At 35.3% G+C, this 22,654-nt stretch carries 22 protein-coding genes; 14 read left to right on the top strand and 8 right to left on the bottom strand.

Annotation, left to right across the window (positions count from 1 at the left end; all coding sequences use genetic code 11):
* Positions 1-57: 57 nt before the first annotated feature.
* From ACT5E3_RS18940 to ACT5E3_RS18925, 4 genes are all read left to right on the top strand, one after another.
* A complete protein-coding gene (locus tag ACT5E3_RS18940) occupies positions 58-849 on the top strand; it encodes a YfgM family protein (RefSeq protein WP_444995117.1) in 792 nt (263 codons plus the stop codon).
* On the top strand, positions 849-1,985 hold the full coding sequence (gene bamB / locus ACT5E3_RS18935; protein ID WP_444995116.1) for an outer membrane protein assembly factor BamB: 1,137 nt from the start codon (positions 849-851) through the stop codon (positions 1,983-1,985). Before ACT5E3_RS18940 ends, bamB begins: the two co-directional genes overlap by 1 nt.
* Before the next feature lie 8 nt (positions 1,986-1,993).
* The gene (gene der / locus ACT5E3_RS18930) at positions 1,994-3,421 is read left to right on the top strand and encodes a ribosome biogenesis GTPase Der (protein WP_444995115.1); all 1,428 of its coding nucleotides are present in this window, start codon (positions 1,994-1,996) and stop codon (positions 3,419-3,421) included.
* A 455-nt stretch (positions 3,422-3,876) separates the two neighbouring features.
* Positions 3,877-5,187: a dipeptidase gene (locus tag ACT5E3_RS18925; RefSeq protein ID WP_444995114.1), complete on the top strand. Its 1,311-nt coding sequence runs from the start codon at positions 3,877-3,879 to the stop codon at positions 5,185-5,187.
* Positions 5,188-5,953: 766 nt separating this feature from the next.
* Here ACT5E3_RS18925 and ACT5E3_RS18920 read toward each other — a convergent pair.
* The 3 genes from ACT5E3_RS18920 to ACT5E3_RS18910 are packed head-to-tail and all read right to left on the bottom strand — an operon-like array spanning position 5,954 to position 6,633.
* Positions 5,954-6,109, bottom strand: coding sequence for a hypothetical protein (locus tag ACT5E3_RS18920; protein ID WP_444998633.1), 156 nt, complete (start codon positions 6,107-6,109; stop codon positions 5,954-5,956).
* Positions 6,046-6,477, bottom strand: a complete 432-nt coding sequence (locus ACT5E3_RS18915; RefSeq protein WP_444995113.1) for a glutathione S-transferase family protein — start codon at positions 6,475-6,477, stop codon at positions 6,046-6,048. Before ACT5E3_RS18915 ends, ACT5E3_RS18920 begins: the two co-directional genes overlap by 64 nt.
* A gap of 3 nt (positions 6,478-6,480) precedes the next feature.
* Positions 6,481-6,633 carry a hypothetical protein gene (locus tag ACT5E3_RS18910; protein ID WP_444995112.1) on the bottom strand — a complete coding sequence of 51 codons (153 nt, stop codon included), beginning with the start codon at positions 6,631-6,633 and terminating at the stop codon, positions 6,481-6,483.
* 111 nt (positions 6,634-6,744) lie between these two features.
* On the opposite strand from ACT5E3_RS18910, the gene ACT5E3_RS18905 reads away from it, so the two are divergent.
* The 7 genes from ACT5E3_RS18905 (at position 6,745) to ACT5E3_RS18875 (ending at position 12,077) form a co-directional block, all read left to right on the top strand.
* On the top strand, positions 6,745-6,999 hold the full coding sequence (locus ACT5E3_RS18905; RefSeq protein ID WP_444995111.1) for a winged helix-turn-helix transcriptional regulator: 255 nt from the start codon (positions 6,745-6,747) through the stop codon (positions 6,997-6,999).
* Between the two features lie 251 nt (positions 7,000-7,250).
* Complete coding sequence (locus ACT5E3_RS18900; protein WP_444995110.1) at positions 7,251-7,682, top strand: hypothetical protein; 432 nt, start codon at positions 7,251-7,253, stop codon at positions 7,680-7,682.
* Positions 7,683-7,856: 174 nt separating this feature from the next.
* Positions 7,857-8,534, top strand: a complete 678-nt coding sequence (locus ACT5E3_RS18895; RefSeq protein ID WP_444995109.1) for a lysozyme inhibitor LprI family protein — start codon at positions 7,857-7,859, stop codon at positions 8,532-8,534.
* Positions 8,535-8,597: 63 nt separating this feature from the next.
* Entirely contained in the window at positions 8,598-9,281 is a 684-nt protein-coding gene (locus ACT5E3_RS18890) for a lysozyme inhibitor LprI family protein (RefSeq protein WP_444995108.1), read from the top strand.
* Positions 9,278-9,667, top strand: coding sequence for a hypothetical protein (locus ACT5E3_RS18885; RefSeq protein ID WP_444995107.1), 390 nt, complete (start codon positions 9,278-9,280; stop codon positions 9,665-9,667). Before ACT5E3_RS18890 ends, ACT5E3_RS18885 begins: the two co-directional genes overlap by 4 nt.
* A 159-nt stretch (positions 9,668-9,826) precedes the next feature.
* On the top strand, positions 9,827-10,153 hold the full coding sequence (locus tag ACT5E3_RS18880; RefSeq protein WP_444998614.1) for a DUF2939 domain-containing protein: 327 nt from the start codon (positions 9,827-9,829) through the stop codon (positions 10,151-10,153).
* A 40-nt stretch (positions 10,154-10,193) separates the two neighbouring features.
* Positions 10,194-12,077, top strand: a complete 1,884-nt coding sequence (locus ACT5E3_RS18875; protein ID WP_444995106.1) for a HEAT repeat domain-containing protein — start codon at positions 10,194-10,196, stop codon at positions 12,075-12,077.
* Between the two features lie 129 nt (positions 12,078-12,206).
* Here the strand turns inward: ACT5E3_RS18875 and ACT5E3_RS18870 are convergent, their stop codons facing one another.
* Both ACT5E3_RS18870 and ACT5E3_RS18865 read right to left on the bottom strand, forming a co-directional pair.
* Entirely contained in the window at positions 12,207-13,256 is a 1,050-nt protein-coding gene (locus tag ACT5E3_RS18870) for an endonuclease/exonuclease/phosphatase family protein (RefSeq protein WP_444995105.1), read from the bottom strand.
* 109 nt (positions 13,257-13,365) lie between these two features.
* The gene (locus ACT5E3_RS18865) at positions 13,366-13,722 is read right to left on the bottom strand and encodes a VOC family protein (protein ID WP_444995104.1); all 357 of its coding nucleotides are present in this window, start codon (positions 13,720-13,722) and stop codon (positions 13,366-13,368) included.
* A gap of 334 nt (positions 13,723-14,056) precedes the next feature.
* On the opposite strand from ACT5E3_RS18865, the gene ACT5E3_RS18860 reads away from it, so the two are divergent.
* The 3 genes from ACT5E3_RS18860 (at position 14,057) to ACT5E3_RS18850 (ending at position 15,515) form a co-directional block, all read left to right on the top strand.
* On the top strand, positions 14,057-14,725 hold the full coding sequence (locus ACT5E3_RS18860; RefSeq protein WP_444995103.1) for an adenosylcobinamide amidohydrolase: 669 nt from the start codon (positions 14,057-14,059) through the stop codon (positions 14,723-14,725).
* A gap of 266 nt (positions 14,726-14,991) precedes the next feature.
* Positions 14,992-15,222, top strand: a complete 231-nt coding sequence (locus tag ACT5E3_RS18855) for a hypothetical protein (RefSeq protein ID WP_444995102.1) — start codon at positions 14,992-14,994, stop codon at positions 15,220-15,222.
* Positions 15,219-15,515 (top strand): hypothetical protein, encoded by a 297-nt coding sequence (locus ACT5E3_RS18850; protein WP_444995101.1) that lies wholly within the window; start codon positions 15,219-15,221, stop codon positions 15,513-15,515. Before ACT5E3_RS18855 ends, ACT5E3_RS18850 begins: the two co-directional genes overlap by 4 nt.
* A 79-nt stretch (positions 15,516-15,594) precedes the next feature.
* On the opposite strand, the gene ACT5E3_RS18845 is transcribed toward ACT5E3_RS18850, so the two are convergent.
* From ACT5E3_RS18845 to ACT5E3_RS18835, 3 genes are all read right to left on the bottom strand, one after another.
* On the bottom strand, positions 15,595-16,404 hold the full coding sequence (locus tag ACT5E3_RS18845; RefSeq protein WP_444995100.1) for a 2OG-Fe(II) oxygenase: 810 nt from the start codon (positions 16,402-16,404) through the stop codon (positions 15,595-15,597).
* 345 nt (positions 16,405-16,749) lie between these two features.
* Positions 16,750-18,015 carry an OmpA family protein gene (locus ACT5E3_RS18840; RefSeq protein ID WP_444995099.1) on the bottom strand — a complete coding sequence of 422 codons (1,266 nt, stop codon included), beginning with the start codon at positions 18,013-18,015 and terminating at the stop codon, positions 16,750-16,752.
* Positions 18,016-18,030: 15 nt separating this feature from the next.
* Positions 18,031-22,278 carry an Ig-like domain-containing protein gene (locus ACT5E3_RS18835; protein WP_444995098.1) on the bottom strand — a complete coding sequence of 1,416 codons (4,248 nt, stop codon included), beginning with the start codon at positions 22,276-22,278 and terminating at the stop codon, positions 18,031-18,033.
* Between the last annotated feature and the right edge of the window lie 376 nt (positions 22,279-22,654).

Genomic DNA, 22,654 nt, shown 5'->3' with positions numbered 1-22,654 from the left:
CGAGTAATGAGTTCAACGCTAGTACGAATTAAAAATAATTAATTTTGGGAGTTTCATGTGAGTTACGATACAGAAGAACAACAAGTAGAAAAATTAAAAGAGTGGTGGAGTGAAAATGGCACTCCGCTAATTATTGGAGCCGTTATCGGTTTAGCTGGCTTTGCCGGCTGGAAGTATTGGACTGAAAAAGAAGTAGCACATCAAGCTGCGGCTTCTGATCTTTATATGAAAGTGACTGAAGTGCTTAAGTCAGAAGATAAAACGGGTTTGGCTGAAAGTGCAAAAGCAGTTAAAAGTCAGTACCCTAAAACCAGTTACGCTATCCTATCTTCATTTCAGTTGGCTAAATTGGCTGTAGATGCTAATGAGTTAAGTAAGGCGGCTGCGGAATTAACGTGGATTATTGATAACCATCCCGATAATGAGTTAACACCAGTAGCTAAGATTCGACTAGCAAGAATCTTTATTCAGCAGGATAAAGCGGCAGATGCTCTTCCTTTAGTGAAAGTTGATAAAGAGTCTGGTTATAGTGCTTTAGCAAGTTTGGTTGAAGGAGATGCTTTATTAGCGTTAGATAAAAAAGACCAAGCGCTCGCGGCATATAAAATAGCAATGGCAGATGTTGATATGGTGGCAAAACATCCAAGTTTGCAATTTAAAATTGATCAGCTGAGTGCTTCAGAAGGTATCAGCATTGCAAGCTCATCGATTACTTCAGAAAAAGAAGACTCTAATAAGGCGACTGAAACACCTGCTGAAGAAAAAGCCGTTGCTGAAAAAAACAGCGAAGAAACAGCGATTAAAGAAAAGCCTGCGTCTGAAGAGCAATCAACTGAGGAAAATAAATAATGCGTCCGTTGTGGTGGGCTTTATTCGTAGTCTTTTTAATGCTCTCTGGCTGTAGTGATGACGTTGATATTTATGAGCCAGATCCTTTAGTTGATTTGGATAACCAGTTTGAAACAGGTGTTCTTTGGGAAACAGATCTAGGAGATGGCACATTTGATAAAACCGTCAAAATCTCTCCTGTTTATGCTTACGATAAAATATTTGCTGCTGACGGCTCTGGTGTGGTTGCCGCGATTAATCCAGATAATGGAGATATCATTTGGCGGGTTGAGCTAAACGTTGCCATTGGTGGTGGCCCAGCGGTAGCGAGCAATGTTGTTGCATTAGGTACACAGCAGGGTGAAGTCATTGTTTTAGATGTAAAAGATGGTAGTGAAAAATGGCGCAAGCCAGTTTCTAGTGAGGTGATTGCTAGTCCTGCTGTCGGTGATGGTTATGTGGTTGTCAGGAGTGTTGATGACAAGCTAACGGCTTTTGATGTTGTTACAGGCGAACAAAAGTGGATTACCGATCAATCTATGCCAAGCTTGACGCTGAGAGGAGACTCTGCCCCTGTTATCGTTGGTGGAGGAGTTATCTCTGGGTTTTCTAATGGTAAACTAGGCGTTTTTCTTTTAGACAACGGCAGAGTTGCTTGGGATAGAACCATTACCGCTCCTGTTGGTAGTTCAGAAATACAAAAGTTAGTTGATGTTGATATTAAGCCTTTAGTTTCTGGCAGTAATGTTTTTGTGGCGGCCTATAACGGCAATTTAGCTAATATTGAAGCGAGTAATGGTCAAATTATCTGGCAAAGAGAGTTGTCGACCTATCAAGAAATTTCATTATCAGAGTTATTGCTATTAGTGACCCATGAAAATAGTTATGTGAGTGCTGTCAATCGAAGCAACGGAGTGATGTTATGGACGCAAAAGGCGCTACATAGACGCCAGTTATCTGCGCCGGTAGCACTTGGTGATTCTATCGTTGTTGCTGATTTTGAAGGTTATATACACTGGCTATCGAGAAAAGATGGCACTATGCAAAGCAGAAAACATATTGATTCTGATGGAATAAGTGCAGTTCCATTAGTTATTGAAAATAAAGTCATTTTGTTGGGGCACAGTGGTACGCTCTACGCGGTAACAAAAGAATAGGTTTTTAGATGCTTCCTGTAATTGCCCTGGTAGGGCGCCCCAATGTTGGTAAATCAACACTGTTTAATCGATTTACCCGTACCAGGGATGCCTTAGTTGCTGACTTGCCTGGGCTAACGCGTGATCGCCAATATGGACATGCAACTTTTAGTGAAAAGCCGTTCATTATTATTGATACTGGTGGTATTACTGGAGGAGAAGTTGGAGTCGATGGCTTGATGGCTGAACAATCTATGCAAGCCGTTAGAGAAGCTGATATTACCTTGTTTATTGTTAGTGCTCGTGAAGGACTAACGCCAACTGATGAATCTATCGCACAACAACTTCGTGCTGAAAATAAAGAGATTCATTTAGTTGTGAATAAAATCGATGGTCTCGATCAAAATACCCTACTCGCTGACTTTTACTCCCTTGGTTTTCAATCTGTTTCAGCCATTGCTGCGGCTCATGGACGCGGTGTGGGTAAGCTCATTGAAACCATTATTCTGCCTGCATCTAATACCTTATCAACAGAAAAAAATGAAGAAACGACAACAGAAGTTGATGGTGTAGAACAAGGTCCTAAACTAGCCATTATAGGTCGGCCTAATGTAGGGAAATCAACGCTTGTCAACCGAATGCTTGGTGAAGATCGGGTTGTTGTGTTTGATATGCCCGGAACAACAAGAGATTCCATTTATATTGAAATGGAACGACGGGATAAAAAATATACGTTAATTGATACCGCTGGTGTCAGAAAACGGGGTAAAGTGCATGAGGCGGTTGAAAAGTTTTCGGTATTAAAAACTTTGCAAGCGATTAATGATGCAAATGTTGTCATTATGATATTTGATGCCAGAGAAGGCATCACAGAACAAGATTTAAACTTGCTTGGTTTTGCGATTGATGCAGGGCGCTCTTTGGTGCTTGGTATTAACAAATGGGATAACTTGCCTGAAGAAAAACGAATTGATGTGAAAGAAGCCATTAATCGCCGTCTTTATTTTGCTGATTTTGCTCGAATAAAATTCATTTCTGCTATGCATGGAACCAATGTTGGGCATTTATGGGATGCTGTCGATGAAGCTTATGCTAGTGCAAGAGTTCAAATGAGCGCATCTAAATTAACCCGTATTCTTGAAATGACTGTTGCTAAGCATCAGCCGCCCACTGGTGGACGTTTTAAAATTAAATTGAGATATGCACATCCTGGTGGACATAACCCGCCGAGAATTGTTATTCACGGTAATCAAACAAAATCACTGCCTAACTCTTACTTACGTTACTTAGAAAAAAGTTTTAGAGAAGCATTAAAAATAGTTGGTACACCGATTAAATTTGAGTTAAAAGAAAGTAAAAACCCGTATGAAGGTCGTAAGAAAAAAGTGACTGAAGAATTATTAGAAAAAGCGAGACGAAATCGCAAAAAAATTAAAAAGTTTTCAAATAAAAAATAATTAATAAAACCTCAGAAGCTTTTTAAGCTTGTTCTATTAATAAAGTATCCACTTCTCTTTTATGAGTAAAATCTAACAATGCTGCAAAACCTTGACTGGTATTTTAGTGGCCATCATCTGATAGATAGAGAAAGCTGAAAATATTCTATTATTCATTGCTTACCCTGTCTTTTAGATAAAAACTATTCTTCTTAAGTAAAATAGGTAAGGTCACTCATCTGTTTAACAACAGGCGCAGTTAGCGTATGACACGAAAAGCCTCTTGTATTTATACACTATTAGCATGGAGAAAAGTAAATAATACTAAGTTACTCGTTAATTAGTATTAATATATTTGCTTTAGCTATACCTTTATTCTTTTTTGTGTATTCATAAAATAGATAAGTCAGTTATTTGACTTTTAAACTTTGAGTAGGCAAAGTAAGCCTTCTTTAAGGGCTCTATAGAGAAGAATAATGAAACAAATAAACATCCTTCTTGCTTCTCGACTAATGTTGGCTTCAACTTTAACTGTTGTTTCAGCATTTGGTTTGGTTGCTTGTCAAGATAATCAAACACATTCAAAAGCAGAAGAAAAAAATAATAAACCTGTTGTGCAGGTACAGACGTCGGTTGAAAAGAAAAAACAATTGGATGCTAAAGAATTAGCAAAAAAATATATTATTACTGATACTCATATTGATGTTCCAATGCGATTAAGTAGCCGCTATGAAGATGTTGCTCACTCAACCGAACATGGCGAATTTGACTATCCACGGGCAGTTGAAGGTGGCTTAGATGCACCATTTATGTCAATTTATATCCCGGCTAATTTACAAAAAAAAGCAGGGGCTAGCTATCAATTAGCTAACGAGTTGATTGATATGGTAGAAGAGTTGATTACGAAAAACCCTAAAAAATATGCTAAAGCTTATACTTCGACTGACGTAGAGAATAATTTTGCCAAAGGTTTAATATCATTACCTATGGGAATGGAGAATGGTAGTCCAATTGAAGGAAAAATCGAAAATCTTCAACATTTCTATAATAGAGGTATTCGTTATATTACGCTTGCTCACTCCAAAGCAAATCATATTTCAGACTCATCTTATGATAAAGAAAGACCTGCAAAAGGGTTAACTGACTTTGGCAAGAAATTAGTGCTCGAAATGAACAAAATAGGCATGATGGTCGATATTTCACATGTATCTGATGATGCTTTTTATCAGGTAATGGAAATCAGCCAAGTGCCTGTTATTGCATCTCATTCATCCGCAAGACATTTTACGCCTGGTTTTGAGCGAAATATGAGTGACGATATGATCAAGCTATTAGCTAAAAAAGGTGGGGTAATACAAATTAATTTTGGCTCTACTTTTGTGTCGCAATCATCAATTGAAAATTATGATAAATACAAAGCTGCTCGTGAAATCTTTATGGCAGAAAATAACCTCGAAAGAAATAGTGATGAAGTAAAAGCTTTTGCTAAGCAATATCGAGAAAAAACACCATTTCAATACGCTAAATTGAATGATGTCTTAGATCACTATGATCATGTTATTAAACTTACTGGTATTGATCATGTTGGTATTGGTTCTGATTATGATGGTGTTGGTGACAGTTTACCTGAAGGGCTTAAAGACGTTGCAACCTACCCTAACTTAATTCAAGGGTTTATTGATAGGGGATATAGCGAAAAAGATATTGCCAAGATTTTATCTGGGAATCTAATGCGTGTTTGGAAGCAGACAGAAGCTTATGCCGCAAAACATCAATTAACAAATTAATAGAGATTCTTCCAACATAGACGGCGCATTTGCGCCGTTTTTTCTATCTATTACCTGTATCTTAATTTTTTATGACGTTTATTTTTTTGAATTAGCTTGTCTGTGATTTAAGGCTTTAGTAATAGGGTTAAAACTTTTATCAGGTGATCAAGTTCTTCTTTAGTGCTTATTAATACTTTTTTTGAAACCAATGGATTTATCAAGTCAGATTTAATATAAATTCATGCTAGTCGTTATAATGTTTATGCTGACACTTTTATTGATAGCAACTCATTCTGAACGGTACTTTTTAATTAACTCTGATATGGATCACCAACCCCAGTGTCTAGGTATTTTTGAAGGCTATTGAGAAAAAAGTGATCCCATCCTGCTTCGCAAAATTCAAAGCAATCTTATGTTGGGGTCAAGCCTTCATGAAGCAAAGTAATACGAGTATATTTTCCAACAGTTTCAATATTAAAATGAAGAAAAGAATCTAACCACTCTGTTTTAGATGCGTTAGGTTTATCTAGAAGTATATGATGTGCTTCTACACATAGGAGCTTAACCGTTTTTCAGGAATAAGTTTTTTAGCTTCAAATATCCAATAGGACTCTTGCGGTGGAAATCTGAAAGTTATTTTATCACCTGGTTTATTAAAAGCACCTTTATATGGTGTCTACCACTGTGAATATTTGTTAGTAATTGCTTGATAAGCTTTATTCAAAGTTGTATTCACCACAATACTCTTCTGATAATTTTCAGTATTCATTTTAAAATATCCTTATTATTGATTCCAGTGATGTGGCAGAGTTTTATTGATATTGGGAAGCGCACTGACACGATCTTTCCAAGCAGATAGTTTAGGGTAGCGTTCGGCTAGTCGAACAAATCCCGCAGCACGCATGATGTCCGGTTTTTGTTCGATTCCTCGTTGGAGCAAACATATCTCTGGAAAAATAATGGCTTCAACTGCACTGGTTTTTTTCCAATAAAAAAAGAGTTAATATCTAATTGTTGTTCCACATAGGCGCATTCTGAGTGTAAGTTATCACTTGCTTGCCGAAAAGCTATCATTTCTGGTGTGCTTTCTTTTGTGAGAGTTAAATTCCCAAAGAATATCGGCTTTAGAAGCTGGCTCATATAATTACGCAAATAATCACACGACTCCATTGTTAGTTGCCATATGTGTTTGGCTTCTTCATTGGTTTGGCCAAATAAGGGCTTGTCTGGATATTGCCGATCAAGCCACGCTAATATCGCAATAGAATCATGAATGATGAGTCCATTATGTTCGATTACTGGGACCATGCCTCATGGGTTTATTTTAAGGAAAGCTGGTGCCCTATGTTCGTTTGTTGATCCTTGTAAATATTGAACATCATATTCAATTTCCTTTAAAGCTAATCCCACAAGAACACGCCAGCCCCTAGGCACCCCACTTATAGTGTAAACCTTGATTGCCATTTGTTTTGCCTTTGTTTAAGTATTAGTTGACAACATATTTGCTTGGTTTAATTTTACAAGTAGGCAGTTTTATTATATATAGTATCAAAAATGATACTAAGGAATTAAAAAGTGACTGAAAATAAAAAAGACAATACAGGCAAATTTGAATCCTGTCCAATGCCAGATATTGCCAAGCTTATAGGAGGAAAATGGAAGTTGATAATTTTGCAAATTTTAATTTTTCAAGGAATAAAACACTTTAACGAATTGCGCCGATTAGTTGATGGTATTACTCAAACAATGTTAACCAATCAGCTTAGAACGTTAGAAAAAGATGGCCTTATTCATCGTAAAGTTTATGCGGAGGTTCCCCTCCTGAGTTGAATATACCGCAACACAAAAAGCGATAGATTTAACCGATATGTTTAAAGCAATGCATAACTGGTGGTTGCAATATAAAAAATAAATGATGCTAACTAAAAATATTTTGGCCTTCTGACCAAATCTATAGTGTTTGAATATCGTGCTTTATTTAATGTAGAGCGGTTTTACAAATAATTTACAATAGATTATGTTTGAACGATTTATAATAAAATTTATCAGTTTATCTAAAAATCTTTTAAAGGATTATAATAATGAGAAAACTACTTGTTCTAATATTCATGATACCATCATTAGTTTATTCAAATGATGAGTCATTGATAATATTTCCTGAACTTAAAAAATCTGTCAATGCCTTTACCGAAGATAATATGATACCTTGGCATAAAAAAAATAATGGTGAAATTTCTCTTGAAGCAGTATTTAGTCACTATACTCCATTGATGCAATATACTAAAGGTGACTACAGTTATAAGCTATACAAGATATTTTTTCATAATATTAAAGTTAAAAAGGGAGTATTTAATGATAAGAGACTCAACTTCTTTATATTATCTAAGTTTCCAACAAAAGAGTCTGGTATATATTATAGAGTGCTATGGCCTTTCTCACAAAAGCATCTTAACTTAAATTTTGAAATAGATAAGGTGGAAGAGAGTTATAAAATTATTTCTATGTCAAGGTAAATTTTTAAGGCTATTAATAGTGAACATAAATAAAATTACTAATGGTTCATAACTAGCATTAATAATCATGAACTCTTCACGTTAAGCCCATGTTTTTGCCGCTTTTTAGTTATAAGCTTGATGTGTTGAGGTTAATAATATTCTGAATGAGGATACACTGCGATGAGATTGCAAATGATAAAAGTCTGTTTTATAGCTGGTTTACTGTTATTTTCTCAAATGAGTTATGGTTTACCTTTATGGTGTAAAAAAGCTAGTTTATCGGTTGAGAAATTGATTTGCTCTGATAATGAATTGGCGAAATTGGATGATAAATTAAATAAGATATACTCTGGATTAAGATTTGAGCTGATTGGTGATAATAAGCATAGTCTTGTTCAGGTTGAACAAAGAGCTTGGCTTGAGAAAAGAAATAATAAAATATGTGACAAAAATTGTTTGATATTAATGTATCAAACGCGTATTGATGAGTTGGCTCCATTGTTTGAAACGCTTAAAAAGACATCTTGTGATCGTCCCAAAGGTGCAAGCCACTTATCTAGTTGTGAATGGGAAAAGAAAAAACATACTGATAAACAGTTAGAAGTGGTATTTCAAAATTATCTGAGAGAAATTAAAAGTTACTCAGATAAACATACTATGCATTACTATACTGATATAGAAAAATACTTAGTAGCTAAAGAAGCAACATTTTCAGCCTGGAAGAAATTTCGTGATATGAAGTGTGCTGAAATAACTGCTGGGACGACAGCAAAAAATGCTAAGTCAGGCCAGAGAAGTTGTTTAACTAATCTCAATAAAAAACGTATTCAATATTATACTGATATAGAAGTTGAAGGTGAATTTTATTGAGCTATTAATTAATATGTTAATAATCATTGCGAAAATATTCAAATTTTATGAGAAAGGTTGAAAATGATAAAAATATATTCAATAACAGGCCTATTGTTATTTTCTCAAATGAGTTATGGTTTGCCTTTATGGTGTAAAAAAGCTAGTTTATCGGTTGAGAAATTGATTTGCTCTGATAATGAATTGGCGAAATTGGATGATAAATTAAATAAGATATACTCTGGATTAAGATTTGAACTGATTGGTGATAAGAAGCATAGTCTTGTTCAGGTTGAACAAAGAGCTTGGCTTGAGAAAAGAAATAATAAAATATGTGACAAAAATTGTTTGATATTAATGTATCAAACGCGTATTGATGAGTTGGCTCCATTGTTCGCTGAGCTCAAAAAAACATCATGTGATCGCCCTAAGACTACTAATCATCTATCTGACTGTGAGTGGAATAAGCTGAAGCGTACTAATTTGCGGCTAGAAACAGTGTTTCAAAATTACCTGGAAAAAGTTGAAAGTTATGGAACAAAATATTCTTCTACTTATATTGTCTTACCTGATTTTATAGCAGCCAAAAAAGAAACATTTACAGCTTGGAAAAAATTTCGTGATAAGAAATGTTATGAAGTGGTCGCCGGCTCGACGGCTGCTAATGGAAGCAGTGTTATTAACAAAAACGTTTGTTTGAGTTATCTTAATCAGCAACGTATTAAATATTACACTGAAATAGATATTGGTAAGGAATTAAAACGATGAAGTTAACTATAAGCTATATGAAAAAGCTAATTTCAGTGATAATACTTACTGCTGCGTTCATAGCTGTGGCAGATCAAATAACTCCTTCAGCTACTTTGGTCGAGGCAGTTAGAGCGGCTCATAGTAATAATGAAGCTAAGTTTTTAAATATTATTAATATGAAGTCTATCGCTGGTTCACCATGCCACCCTTATACTAAAAAAGAACTCATCGATTTATTTAAAAAAATTAAAGTAGATGAAATTAAGTTTTCAGATTTAAATGATGAACCAATGTTGATTTATATGGTTGAGCCGATGAATATCTTATTTGAGGCTGCGGAAATTAAAAAGTCAGAAGAAAACCCAAGAGATACGACTTATCGAATTATTAATGTTTGCCCATAAAACATAAGATAAAAGTACCAATTAGTTAGCTAGAGGCCGTTTTATGTGCATCTTTTCTTTTTGTATAGCTAAAGAACTCATATATTAAAGGTAAATGATGAAGGGGGCTCTTGTTTTTAGCACTATTTCTTGCTGTTATGATAAGTTTTTATTCTCTAGCTGAAAGCTATTAACCCAAGGCTAGTAATTTTTTCATTTGTTAAAGCGGTACAGAAAAATGATGTTGAATTTCTTCAAAAATATGTTGACTTTAATCAGGTAAAAAAATCATCGAAACATGGTTGCACGCTTGAATATGTTAAGGCGCTATTTAAAGATATTGAAGAGCAACAGATAATGTTTTTAGAAATTTTATATGAAAAAAACACAAGGATTATTAAAGTTAAAATGATTAAAACTTTGTCATTGAGTTTTGAGTTAAGACACCAAAACACTGTGGATAGAAAGGATGATTTTTATCGTATTATTGGAGTCTATTCATGTTAGCTAAATTAAATACGTATTGGTGAAAAAAGAGATGTTAAATATGAAAGAGTTTTTTAGCGACATTGTTAAGCTAGCCTTATTTTTTTTCTTATTGGGAGATGTTAACGAAGTTTTAGCTTACAAAATTCAAGATTTCCCCTTAAATCAACGTCTTGCTGAGCCTGTGGATGTATATGTTGGAAAAGTAATAATAAATGAAAATGGCATCCAAGTTAAAGTTAAGGATGTTTTAAAGGGAGCTAATAATATCCTTGGCAAAACAGTTAGATTCAAACATACCAAATATCAGTTGTTTTCCCGTAAACGGTTAACGAACTCGAATAATACCTTACTCATTGTGCCTAGAGATAGTAATAAAAATACAAAATTAGCTAAAGATAAAAGGGTAATATTTATTCAGCGACCTGTCTTAAGAGTTTATCAGAATGATGAGGCTGTTGAGGCTGCAAATATAATACTTGGAATACAGAGCGAAAAGTTGAATGAAACACGGACACTTGAAAAATTATTTGAAAATTCTCTGACCTATTCGAACTTCTATTTGGGAGAATATTTCGTCTCTGAACTAAAGCATATGCGTAGAAGAGAAAATTTCAGTATGCTAATTAGGGCTTTTGATAAAGCTGAACAGAAAATGAAAATAGAACTTATTCAACTATTGAAATATATTCGAGATGAAAGAGCTGTGCCTGTATTAATAAGTTCCCTTGAATCTAAGTCTGTTAGAGTTAGAAATGAAGCGGCAAATGTACTTTATTGGCGTTTCTTTTCTTTGCCGGAAGTTTCTAAGGCTATTAGTCAACTAAAAAAAACAGAAGGTTTGGAATGGCTTATAGAAAAAAATCAGTATGGTGCAGGTTATAAAAAACCAACTAAATGGCAAAGGACACTAAATGCTTTCAACGATAAAGGAGACTTAAATATACTCAGTGAATTTGCCTTAGATGAAGCTAACTATTTGAGCTGGCGTCTCCAAGCATATCAGTTGTACTCCAACCATATTGTTTCAAAGGATAATAGTGATTTTTGTAAGCGCTGGAGCTTGAGCCTATCAAAAAAAATGAATGAAGGAAACTACCTTTCCAATACAGAAATAATAGAAAAATTAAGAGAAGTTTATTTATGTGAGCATATTGAGCTTTATACCCATGCTATATTAGGCGAGCCTAAGTTTAGCATGGAGAAGGCGCTTATTCAGAGTATCTTTGCAATAAAAGATCTTAATGATAAAAGAAACTTTGGTATTACTAAATTGTTGGTTGATGATTTAAGGAAACAAAGTTCTCAATTTAAAATACACTATAGACTTTCCACTCTGTTTTGGCTTGAAGAATGTGGTTCGTTAGTTGCTATTAGAACCCAATTAAACAAATCCGTTTTACGTTATTGGGATGAATACTTCAATCTATTCTGTCCCAAGACTAAACAGATTAATAATACTAAGCTAGAAAACTTACTTATCAGTAATTTACCAAAAAGTAATACCTTTTTACTTAGAATGATTATAACAAGAATTGAAGAGTTAATGCCTGTATCTGGAGAAGCATTCATACTAAGTAATTTAGCGCAAGCAATAAGCTACAAATACATAACGATCAAAGCTTTAGCTAAAATCAAGGGAGGTAAAACGGTAAATAGGATATTAGAATTAATGGAAAGTAAAAATATCGAAACTCGACGTTTTGCTACAGATGCCATAACTGCAATATTAAAAAAGGAATCATTACCCTACCTAAGAAAGTCAATCAAAAGTAGCGAATATGGGCATTCTTTAGATGCGTTTTCAGGTATTGGCAAATATGGAGAGAAAAGCGATATCGCTTTACTTCACCCATATTGTTATTTCTGGAAGAGAAAACTCGAAGATACCTATTTTCCCTGTTTAGCATTTGATGAATTGAAGAGACGTTATAAGATGGATTGATTTCAATAACAACAAAACTTAACTAGCTATACCATGAGAGTATAAAGAGATTTATTTATTTTTATTATGATATTTGAGAACTTAAATTAGCATTTTTATATGATATATTTTAAAGAGATATTTTTTATTTTATAAAGAATCAAGTTTCTGAGCCGCCCATTTTTTGTCCTCAGACATAGCTTCAAGATGATTATTAGCGCTCATTGATGAATTGGAAGTGAGTTGCAACTCAGTGTAAATAGCAAAGTGATCAGAACCAAAATAAGGTAAACGTTGAATACGATTTAAAGTAAAGTGTTTACTATGAAACAAATGATCTAATGGCCAGCGCATAAAAAAATATTCAGCGTGAAAAGTATTAAACAATCCCCTGCCTACTCTAGGATCAAGTAGTCCACTGAGTTTTCTGAACAGCCGTGTGGTTTCAGACCAGGCCACATCATTTAAATCTCCTGTAACTATCACTGGTAATTGATGATTGGCAGACTCTTTTGCAACTAATATTAACTCTACATCTCTTTCTATTGATGACTCATTTTCAGTTGGGCTAGGGGGCGCTGGATGTAGAAAGAAAGCAGTAATTTTTTTTCCATTTGGTAATTTTATTATAGCTGTTATTGAAGGAATATCACTTTCTACTCGAAAGCTAATTTTTCCATCTTCTAGTGGAAGCTTTGAGTAAACATGCATTCCATAAAGATTATCTTGCGGACATTTTATGCTATATGGGTAAGTGTTAGTTAGTGTGTCGAGTTGTTTTTCCCACCATTTATCTGATTCCAATGTAACAAAAATATCGGGGGCTTTATCAAGTATTATTTTTTTTAAACATTCAAAAGAGCGATTGTGCATTAATACATTGGCAGTGATTAAACTAATCGATTGAGTACGTTGATACTTATCTGTTTTTTTCACTTCTTTAGGGTGGAGTTTAGTATAAGGGACTATCCACCAGCTTTGGTAACCAAGCATTAAAAATGTCAGGCTTAAAATAAACCAGCTGATAGTTTCAGCCAAATCAAGAAAAGTAATTTGGCATAATAGTAATGCTATTAAGCCTGTGACAAATTGAAGTCTTGGAAAGTCAAAAATACGTACCCACCAATATTCACTGCGGGATAATGGTATTAAAGAGAAAATCAAGAATATAATAGTAATTGTTATTAATATTACAAGCATCAGTCATTTTTGTTAAATTAACTTTAAATTGATATTAACATGCCTAGCGTTTTTCTAAAGCAATTATCTAATCAATCAAATCATTAAAGTAACCGATTAACTCATATTTTTACTCAAAAAGACATACTTTATTTTGATCTAAATCTCTGATATAAGCAGAATATCGACCAGAGCGAACTTCAGGCTCTCCTTCACTCGTACCGCCAATTTCTAAAGCTTTTGTGTATAAGCGAGTGACTTCTTCTTTTGAACCTACATTTAAACCAAGCATAGTTCCATTGCCGTTGGTTGCTTGGTTGCCATCAAAAGGTTCTGCAATACCAAACATAAATTCTTCGTTTGCCCATACTGTCATGCGTCCTTCAGAATGGACTTTATTAACGCCAGTATTTTCAAATAACAAATCATAGAATTGAATAGCTTTTTGCATATGATTTGTTCCAAAAACAAAATAATTCATTTTCATTTTTATTTCTCTCAAATAAAGTTAAAGGTAAACATGTCCTAATTGTTATGTTGTATAATATGATCTATCCACTTGTTGTGTGCTGAAATACGGCATAATACTGCAATATCACTATAAACTCCGCCAACAAACGTTTTTAAATCTCTTCGAAAATCACGAAAGCATTGTATACCAATTAAGTATTCTTCTCCGTTTTTATTGATTACAGTTGGGTTTCCGCTATTTAATTATTTATAAAAACACGGTCAAAATTTTCTGTATACCTGTATTGATATATAAAAATTTAAAGTACACTATAGTTCAAAAAAGAAAAGCAAATATTGCGAGTTGAACAGTGTCTTTTTCTATAGAAAAAAATAGCCAACATATTTATCTTTCCTTTAAATATAAGAAATTATGTTTAAGCTCTGCAGCATTCAATGGTGGACTTAAAGAGTGCTCTGGATTTCTTAATCTTCATGTTGATGGTTCTCCGATGCCTTACTTATCTCCTTCTGTGACATTGAGTGAATATTGTAAACAATATAATTGGTCGGAAAATACAGTGGGTATGATGACTGCTGCTAGTATGAATTCATTTCGACACAGTCACTCAACATGGTGCGAAGCGAATCAAAATAAGTCTTTGGATATTTGGGTTACCTGCGGATTAAGTAATGCAAGAAGAGCGGGGGATTTAAGTGATTACCGAATGGAGGAAAAAACTTATACTCCCGGAACAATCAATATTACAGTCAGTTTTTCGACCCGTCTTACTGTAGCCTGTATGGTTGAAGCAATTGGGATGATTAGTGAAGCAAAGTCGGCTGCAATGCAAAATTTAAATATCAAAAGTCAACTCAGCGAAAATATTGCTACAGGGACAGGAACTGACTCAACAGCTGTCTTTTGTTCAACACATGGTCAAGCGGAACCTTATTGTGGAAAGCATACGAAACTCGGTGAAGAGTTAGCAAAAGGTGTGATTAATACGATTGAGCGTTCAGTTACACGAGAGCCTTAATTGCGTTTGTGTTGAACTGTATCGTGCCTATTTTGACCATGTTTATTGTTGTTATTCCTATAAATTTTGTGGGGATAAAATGATTTATCAATGTTTATAGTGTGAGTTATTTACATTGTGATATGCATCACTATTTTATCAATCTGCTTCATTTAGAATCGCTATCACTGTTTAACTGGTTAAACCACTTAGTTAGTTATTGTTTATCGATTATTAAATAATAAAAGGAAAAGTAACTAGCTATAGAGCTACTAGCCAGTCCATTAGTGAAACGTTTGCAAGTGCAAGGGTTTGAAATTAGCAAAAACAATATTAAAATTCAGTTTGTCGGTTTATACGACACCGTGGCTTCGGAAGGTTTAGCCCACTGGAACGATACCCATTCACTAAAGCTAGATGCCATTGGGCGATCTGAAGTGAAAAAAGTGATCCATTTGGTGGCTGTCGGTTGGTATCGGCCCGATCAAATTCGCATTGAAAGCCCGGCTGGTATGTGAGGGCTACGCCAAGGGCCAGTGCTTTACCGTCACGCCCTGATCAACATAAGTTAAAAGCCTATCGCAGTAATATTGGTTGTGATTATGATAAAATTCCGCTGCATATTATGGCCGATTTTGCGTGTAAAGAAGGTGTTGCTTTAAAAGCCGATCTTGAGCGGGATGAATGTATTCCATCTAATGTGATTGGTTTGCAGCAAGGTGAAACGATTATTCCTTTAACGCAAACGCATATTAAACAATATGTTTCTAGTATTGGTTTAGATAATCCTGATTCTTTTTATCAGGATTAAAAACTGATGATATTAAATATTGGTTATGACACCGACAGTTTTTATTTTAGTAACAACCAATAAAAATTTTTGTTAATGTTTAAGCCATTGGTCCGGTATAATCATCTAAGCGTAACCACTTAGTGGCAATCCATTTTTCGCCTGCTTGAACAGGACTACCACCATGAAAGGTTAACTCATCTAAAAAGCCAGATGGATTACTATAAGCAAAAAAGAGGGCACCACCTTTTCTAGGTAAAATATCTAAGCCAAGTCTAGGGAAAACCGTTGAGCCACCAGCTTTAACATTATTTAAATACATGATAATAGTCGCATAACGTTGTCCGCCCATGGCTAATACATTTTGATTGCCAGGATCTCTTGGATCAAAATAATCATAATGAGGTTTATACTCTGCGCCAACTGCGTAATTTAATGTTTGAATGGGTTCTCCTTGTGATACCGGACAGTGAACCAGCTCGCTGATCCGTTTTTCTATTTTTTTAATTAATTGGTTTTCGCCTCGTTTAAAGCATGCGCCGGAACTAGTACGCACATTACTTTGGTCATAAGTACCGCTGACACGATTAATGACGGTAGAAGGTGTTAAACGGGTTTTTGACAGTTCTATTATTTGATCACATTCTTGATGTGTTAATAAATTATCAAACATAACGATTTTAGGCTTATCTAAAGTCATTAATATTTCAACATGGTGTGAACCAGCATTTTGAGTAGTTGAAGTCGCTTTTTTTTGAAAGTTTTGTATATATTTTTCAACTACTTTGACGACTGATTTGTGATGGCCTGAGTTGGTAAGTTGACTGCCAATTTGTTCGGCTGATTGACCTTGAACCACTGAATCGTGTATCCAGCTTTGTAAATCGGTTGATAGATCTTTAAACTTCATGAGAAATCTCGTTTTATAATGTTGGTTTTCATGACTATAAAAAGTTAATTGATCAATAATCGTGCATAATGAGTGAGTTGTAAATCTTTTATAAAAATTAGAGCGTGTTATTAATATTTAAAAGTTGAAAATGTTACCTAGTCTAAAATATTGCTCATTTATCCGTTCACAATATTTCACTATAGCCTCTGTTTATTTAACCTGTGGGTGGGGGGACTCGTTTATTTTAAGCTAAATTGGATTAAGCTTCTTGTTAAAGATATGGAATAATAAGTAAGTAATTTTTATAGATGAAAATAGAGTCCTGAGTATTATATTTCAGGACTAAAGAAATATTTTTTATGATTAATTGTCTTTAATAATTGCCACTACTCGTCTATTTTTAGCTCTTGACTCTGGAGTGGTATTATTTATTAATGGTCTGCTTTCGCCATAGCCGATACCTTTCACTCGGTCGGCTGAAATTTTAAATCGATCCACTAATAAATTAACGACAGAGTTAGCGCGTTTGTTTGATAATGCTAAATTGAATTTCTCTGTACCTAAATCATCGGTATGTCCTTCAATCACAACTGTCGCTGTTTTTTGTTGTTTCAGGTAATTGGCAACGGTTTCTATTTTATGTAAAAAGCTTTTTTCAACAATATCTGAAGCAGTTTGAAATTCAATGTTTAATGATATTTTTTGAATCTCTGGACAACCAGTTAAATTAACGGCTGTACCAATGGGAGTATTAAAACAATAATCTAAATCATCGGTGATACCATCTTTATCTTGATCAATAATTTGTGCAGTTTGTTTTTTTATATTAGATGATTTTTCAGGTGTAGAAAGAGGTATGGAACGCTGAACTTTTTTAACTAACTTTACTTGACTTTGTGAGCTGGTTTTTTCTTTGGCAAATGGATACCAAACAATACCAAGACTCCAAAAGTCTGACTCTTCATGTATAAATTCATAACGTTTCCATTCTAATGAAAGATCCCAGCTTGTATTGATTTGATAACGTGTGCCAATGCCATAAAAAAGGTTCGCATCACTACTTTTATCATCTCCAACGCCTTGGTGAGCGTTAAATGTATTGTATTGACTGTCCCAATCAAAGTATCCGACTTTTGCAATTAACTTCCAGTTTTGGTTTAAATCAACATCACCAACTATTGAAAAAGTTAAACCTTCTCCAGATTCAGGATGAACATGCTCGATTGCATCGAATAAACTATCTAGTTGAGATTGTGTTGAGTTGACATAAATTTCAACTTCTCCAAGATCGGCATAGCCTAGTTCCAGAGCTAAAAAGTCAAATATTTCATAACCAATACCAAATTCCCAGCCATAACGTTCGTTATCAACTTTTGTCACTTGGCCTAAAATATTTTGGCTGTTAAGTTCTTGATTGAGTTCTTCAATAGATGAAGAACCTGGTGCATAACCAATGTTTCCTGAAATATACCAGTTGCCTCGTTCTATTGTTGACGTTGATTTTGATATATCGTTTTTTAATTCCAAATCTTGTGCATTGGTATCAATTGATTGTGCACTTAAACTTTGGGGCAACCCTAAAGTGAGCAACATTGAAGTAACGACAAGTTGCGACTGGGTAAGTCTCATTAAAATTTCTCCTGACTATTTATTTTTTAATTTTTTATGTTTTTGGTTGATGTTAATCAAAACCAATAATGTAAGCAGTAAACTCCAGTGAATTGAGCCACTACCACCACCACGAGTGACTACTTCTATTGCTTGCATTTTGTGTGCGCCACCTGTCGATTGAATTAAACCATTAACTTTTCCATCGCCATCATTAAGACCACCATCTGTAATTTTGAGTAAAACGCAATGACTACCACTGACTAATCCGTTGACATAAGCTTCATCACCAGGAGGAGGGCAGAAACCGGGAGAACCTTGTGCAGATAGCAATTCATCTCCCTTATAGGTATTAAAAAATTGCCATTGCCCATCAATAAATAGACGGTAAACCGCATCTTCTGGCAAGCCACTTCTTTGTGGTATAACAATAGATACTGGTTTATTGTTGTTATTAAGATGATTAACGGTAAAGTTAAAGTAACCACCTTGATTTTCAAGTTCATCGATAACTAACGATGACTGTTGTGCAAAATCAAACTCTGTTAATAGCACACCACCGTTGTAACTATTGAGTGAAAATAACCCGCGATTAATACAAACACCAGCTTCACCTTCGACGATGTATGAGTCGTTGACATTGGCTTCTTCTTTGGCAAAGTTACAAGCCATTGTTGATTGGTTACTGGTTTCTGACTCGGTAATTTTAATATCGAGTATGGTTTGATTGCTTAATTTAGGTGAACCATTATCGATCACCTTTAATGCAACTCGATAATTATCAAGTGGTAAGTTGCTTGGATCAAAAATAAATCGTGTATTGTCATCACTTAAATTGACCAATAGGTTGTTGCTTTCACTCCAGTCAAAATGATGTGTGTCATTGAGGTTGGCATCAAATACCTCGCTTGATATTTCAATTAAACCATTATTAATTAAGCCTTCTGTAATCGGCTCATTATTTTGCACGGCTTTGAGTGTGGCTTGTGGTTTAATATTGCCTTCTTTAATTGTGATTTCTAATAAGTATTTTTGACTCCTGTTCACTGAGTCAGCAATTTCAGCAATGATCGTTTCATCACCTTCAATGGTATTGTCAGCTAAAATGGTTAATGGTAACTCTACTTGAGTGCCTTGAGTTAAAGTCACTGTACCAGCTTGCCAGGTGTAATCAATTGAGCTTAATGCACTACCGCCTATAATGTTAAAGGGAATTTCAAGTGGGTATTCAGGAGACTCACCATTCAGATAAATTGAAACGGTAAACTCTCCACCTTCGGCTAAGCTTAAATCGGGTGAGAAAGAGATTAATGGACGCACATGGACTTGCTGAGTTTTTGATGTTGCATTGCCTGCGGCATCTTTGACTGTCCACTTAACTTCTGTTGTTCCTGGTTTAAAGCGCTCTGGTGCATTATTGGTTGCATTCTCACAACAGGCTACTTTTTCACTATTTACATAATCAAATGCTGTAGGTGTTTCTAGCTCAACTTGGGTAAATAATTCTGTTGCATTAACCCAAACATCATCGGGTATGTTAAGTTCTGGTCCATAGTCATCTAAATTAGGATCGGTTTGGTTATCATGCTCATCACTGTTGATAACACCATCACCATCAGTATCTATTTGTGCATCAGATGAATCATATGGATTTAGGTTATGCTCTTCTTCATAGGCATTACTCATTCCATCGCCATCAATGTCATCATCTTCGGTGTCAGCAATTCCGTCTTGATCGAGATCGGAAATGACACTAATAGAAAAAGGATTGAGGCATTGTGTTTTTGCACCATTATTAACACAAATAATAATGTCGTTATAAACACCAACATGATGATGATCAGGCGTTCCGGTTAGGCGTCCGTTAGTTGGGCTAAAAGTTGCCCAAGGCGGTAAATTTGTCACAGTAAAAGTCAATGTATTAACTGTGCTTGTAGTCGTGGTTGGAACAAACAAATAAGTTTTTTGCTCCAAGACACTGCTATTAGGTGAACCCGAAATACCAAGTTCAATAGGCGTGACAGTCACAGTAACTTGTGCATTAGCACTACCACCTTGGCCATCAATCACGGTGTAGCTAATTGTGTCGCTACCTGAATAGCCTGTGTTCGGTGTATAAGTCAGCGTGTTATCTGGATTGATGAGCAGGTTGCCATGAACTGCCGTTGCTGCACTAATTGATAAACTATCTCCATCAGGATCCGAATCGTTGGCTAATGGATTAATGTTAATGCTGTTATTTTCTTGAGTGGCTGCAGTGTCGTTAATTGCAATTGGAGAATCATTCACATTGACTACAGTAATGGCAAAAGTCGGTAAGGTATCGCTTAGTAAGCCATCAGAAACACTAATGCTAATATCGGGATAGTTTCCTACGTGACTATTATTAGGTGTACCTGTAACAGCTCCTGTTTTTGTATTAAAGCTTGCCCAAATTGGTAAGCTGCTCACACTATAAACGAGCTTATCATTTTCTGCGTCGGTTGTTGTCGGCACAAAGCTGTATGGTTTGTCTTGTGCGACGGAAGTAGCTGGTTTCCCGCTAATGACAGGCGCCTCATTTTGATTTTGGATGTTAATCGTTACAATCGCACTATTTATTTCGCTACCGTCATTGATTTGAATTGTTAACTGAGTTGATCTAGTATGAGTTTCATAGTCAAGATTTAAGGTTGAAGTAATTTCTCCAGTAGATGAATCAATGTCATAAAGGCCGCCGTCATTTCCGCCAGTAATAGACCAAGTTAAACTATTTGAGTTGGCATCGTTAGCAACAGGTGTTCCGACGCTGGCGTTGGCTCCGGTATTTTCGTTGATTGAAAATGTCTGGTTGTTTATTTCAGGCGGCGTGTTGGTTTTATTAACGGTGGCTGTGGTTGTGTAAGAAACCGCTTTACCATAAACAAAGGTATCTATGAATGTTTCGTTACCGATACCTCCGGCAGTAAAGTTGCCCCAAGTATGTCTGTGTGCTCCGTTAGCAGCAGTAGAAGAGAACACGCCATCAGGAAAGTTAGAGTTACCACTAATTAAATTGTCATTCCAGAAAACTTGAGTACCAATAACATTTGATTCATCAATAGCTTTTAGAATAGTTAAGCCATCATCATTTCCATCATTATTGCCGCCGCTTGTTTCTACATCTTGTGCAACAAAATGATACTCTCCAACTTTAATTTTTAGCTGTACGTTAAAAGTACCGCTTGAGGTAATAGTATTATAAAAATCTGTGCCATCCCAAGTCGCGGTTGTTTCGACGCCTGCCAACATTCTGCCAAATATAATTTTGTCGTAACCATTACCATAAATACCATCTTGGTTGAGATCGACAATGATTGAGTATGTGCCACTAGCATCGGCAGTAAATTTAAATTCACCACTATCTTCAATATTGTCACCATTGGGAGAAATGGTTGAATCATTACCATTGTTATCAGTAAAGGTGATTGCTTGATTCAAGGCCGGCGTTTCACTGGGTTCTGGAGCGGGATTAGCTCCTTTAGGATAATTTAAATAGACCGGATATCGAGCGGTGACACTATTACCTGATACTGAAGTACTAAAACCAGAGTTAGGTAAATCAACACCAATATCATTGGCAACAATATTAAACTCATTACCCGAAAAATCTTGTAAATCTAATTGCCAAACATAGTTACTGTTTGGGTAGCCGCCCGGAACTAGAATATAAAGTTTTGCTGTAGCGCTCGCGCTATCATCAAAGGAATGGGTAAAAATTCCCCAGTTGTAAGAAAACAAATTACCGGTATTGGCAGTTGGGTCGATACTGTCTGAGTCAGAATTAGCAAGAGAGACATCCCAGCGCCTAAATTCACTGCCTGCGGTTGCATCTAATGATATCGCATAAACACCAGCGTCAGTTGCTTGGTATTGCATCACATTTGCGCCTGCTTCTAACGGTGTCGCAGGCAAGTTACTGTTCATTGTGTTGGAACAGCTGATTTGTCCTTTAGGTGAACTTAAATTCGCAATAGCTGAACCTGAAGCTTCATAAAGTCCATCACTATTTAATGTCGTTTTATAAATAGTTGCAGCAACAGGATCGTTAACATCACCCGAATTAGAAGCGCCATTCGAACAAAGATTGATTCGAATGAAATCATTTGGGTTGTTGACGTGAACAAATAACTGGGTCGTTTTTGCCAGAGGTTGGTTGGCGGTTGCACCACCAAATTGGTGGGTTCCTTCTGCGTTAACAAAACTGGTTAACAAGGCCAAACTGGCGATACCGATATTATGAACGATGGCTTTATTTTTTTTCATTGTTGCTACGGTCCCTAGTAATGAGTTTCAATAATCACCTCTTTGAATATACTGTTTTTGATATATTTAAAGAGATGATTTGAGGCAAAAAAATCTGACGCATGTTAGAAAAATTACCTTAAAAAATCAAGGAGTTAGAATGCTTTTTTCTAAGTGATTATGAGAATAGTCAACAATCTGACGCTCTGTGTCATGAGTTGACATTATTTATAACTGAAAGTGACAATTTAGGACAAATGTTGAGCGATTTTTGAGAATGATGTGATAGAGAAAGGGGTGAAGTTTTTGATTTTTATTAATCTCTTTTTGCGATTTAAAGGGGATAGTTAATAGTATTTTTGGGGAGAGGGAACTTAGTCATCTTAAAGCTCCCTAT

The organism is Aliikangiella litoralis (genome assembly GCF_052495765.1).
This window is presented reverse-complemented; position numbering and strand designations above follow the sequence as displayed.

Excerpts from the sequence above, each read along its gene's own strand:
- bamB (WP_444995116.1), top strand. The coding sequence starts at position 849 with ATGCGTCCGTTGTGGTGGGCTTTATTCGTAGTCTTTTTAATGCTCTCT.
- der (WP_444995115.1), top strand. The coding sequence starts at position 1,994 with ATGCTTCCTGTAATTGCCCTGGTAGGGCGCCCCAATGTTGGTAAATCA.
- ACT5E3_RS18925 (WP_444995114.1), top strand. The coding sequence starts at position 3,877 with ATGAAACAAATAAACATCCTTCTTGCTTCTCGACTAATGTTGGCTTCA.
- ACT5E3_RS18915 (WP_444995113.1), bottom strand. The coding sequence starts at position 6,477 with ATGGTCCCAGTAATCGAACATAATGGACTCATCATTCATGATTCTATT.
- ACT5E3_RS18910 (WP_444995112.1), bottom strand. The coding sequence starts at position 6,633 with ATGGCAATCAAGGTTTACACTATAAGTGGGGTGCCTAGGGGCTGGCGT.
- ACT5E3_RS18900 (WP_444995110.1), top strand. The coding sequence starts at position 7,251 with ATGAGAAAACTACTTGTTCTAATATTCATGATACCATCATTAGTTTAT.
- ACT5E3_RS18895 (WP_444995109.1), top strand. The coding sequence starts at position 7,857 with ATGATAAAAGTCTGTTTTATAGCTGGTTTACTGTTATTTTCTCAAATG.
- ACT5E3_RS18890 (WP_444995108.1), top strand. The coding sequence starts at position 8,598 with ATGATAAAAATATATTCAATAACAGGCCTATTGTTATTTTCTCAAATG.
- ACT5E3_RS18885 (WP_444995107.1), top strand. The coding sequence starts at position 9,278 with ATGAAGTTAACTATAAGCTATATGAAAAAGCTAATTTCAGTGATAATA.
- ACT5E3_RS18875 (WP_444995106.1), top strand. The coding sequence starts at position 10,194 with ATGAAAGAGTTTTTTAGCGACATTGTTAAGCTAGCCTTATTTTTTTTC.
- ACT5E3_RS18870 (WP_444995105.1), bottom strand. The coding sequence starts at position 13,256 with ATGCTTGTAATATTAATAACAATTACTATTATATTCTTGATTTTCTCT.
- ACT5E3_RS18865 (WP_444995104.1), bottom strand. The coding sequence starts at position 13,722 with ATGAAAATGAATTATTTTGTTTTTGGAACAAATCATATGCAAAAAGCT.
- ACT5E3_RS18845 (WP_444995100.1), bottom strand. The coding sequence starts at position 16,404 with ATGAAGTTTAAAGATCTATCAACCGATTTACAAAGCTGGATACACGAT.
- ACT5E3_RS18840 (WP_444995099.1), bottom strand. The coding sequence starts at position 18,015 with ATGAGACTTACCCAGTCGCAACTTGTCGTTACTTCAATGTTGCTCACT.
- ACT5E3_RS18835 (WP_444995098.1), bottom strand. The coding sequence starts at position 22,278 with ATGAAAAAAAATAAAGCCATCGTTCATAATATCGGTATCGCCAGTTTG.